The following is a 1,006-nucleotide window of genomic DNA, read 5'->3' on the forward strand; positions in this document are numbered from 1 at the left end:
GCCGGGACAGTGCCTCGCCGCGCCGGTCCGCCGGGTCGTCGCAGGGGACGGAGGGCGGCAGTTCGCGGTTGTTGGACGGCAGCAGCGACAGCAGGTGGCGTACGTCCTGGAGGCACTCCTCCTCGGTGTCGTACAGGAAGGTGCTCGCGCCGGAGACCGTGGAGTGCACCTGGGCGCCGCCGAGGTCGTTGTGGGTGATCTTCTCGCCGGTCACCGCCTGCACCACGTCGGGTCCGGTGATGTACATCTGCGAGATGTCCCGCACCATGAACACGTAGTCCGTCAGCGCGGGGGAGTACGTCGCCCCGCCGGCGCACGGCCCGAGCATCACGCTGATCTGCGGGATCACCCCGGACGCGGCCACGTTGCGGCGGAAGATGCCGCCGTACCCGGCGAGCGCCGTGACGCCCTCCTGGATACGGGCCCCGGCGCCGTCGCTGAGCGACACGAGCGGCAGCCCCGACGCCAGCGCGAGGTCCATCACCTTGTGGATCTTCTGCGCGTGGGCCTCGCCGAGCGAGCCGCCGAAGATCCGGAAGTCGTGCGCGTAGACGAACACCTTGCGGCCGTCCACCTTGCCCCAGCCGGTCACCACCCCGTCGGTGTGCGGTCTGCGGTCCTCCAGCCCGAACCCGGAGGCCCGGTGCCGTCGCAGCTGTTCGATCTCCCGGAACGTACCCGGGTCGAACAGCAGGTCCAGCCGCTCGCGCACGGTCAGCTTGCCCCGCGCGTGCTGTGCCTCGGTCGCGCTCGGGGAAGGGCCCAGCTCCACGGCCTCCTTGATCGCTTCTCGTTCGGCCACTCGGACACTGACATCGGCAACGGTCATGCTCCACCCGTCTCTTCGGCCATCGGGGCCGCCGATGGCGGCGCCCTGGGCAGTGCGTGTCATTGAAGGCGCCCGGGGCGTGTGCGGAGAACACGGACCACCCCCCTGACCGTCCGCGGGCCGCCCAACACCCGTGCCCAGCAGGCATATCGGGGCGTACGGCCGTGCCGCGCGGTG

1 protein-coding gene is annotated in these 1,006 nt (G+C 71.2%); it reads right to left on the reverse strand.

Features of this window, described 5'->3' with window-relative positions; all coding sequences use genetic code 11:
• Positions 1-829, reverse strand: an 829-nt coding sequence (locus tag ABZV94_RS42175) for a carboxyl transferase domain-containing protein (protein WP_356350489.1), incomplete at its 3' end; no start/stop codon positions are given.
• Between the last annotated feature and the right edge of the window lie 177 nt (positions 830-1,006).

The organism is Streptomyces sp. NPDC004658 (assembly GCF_040609555.1).
Taxonomy (GTDB): Bacteria; Actinomycetota; Actinomycetes; order Streptomycetales; family Streptomycetaceae; genus Streptomyces.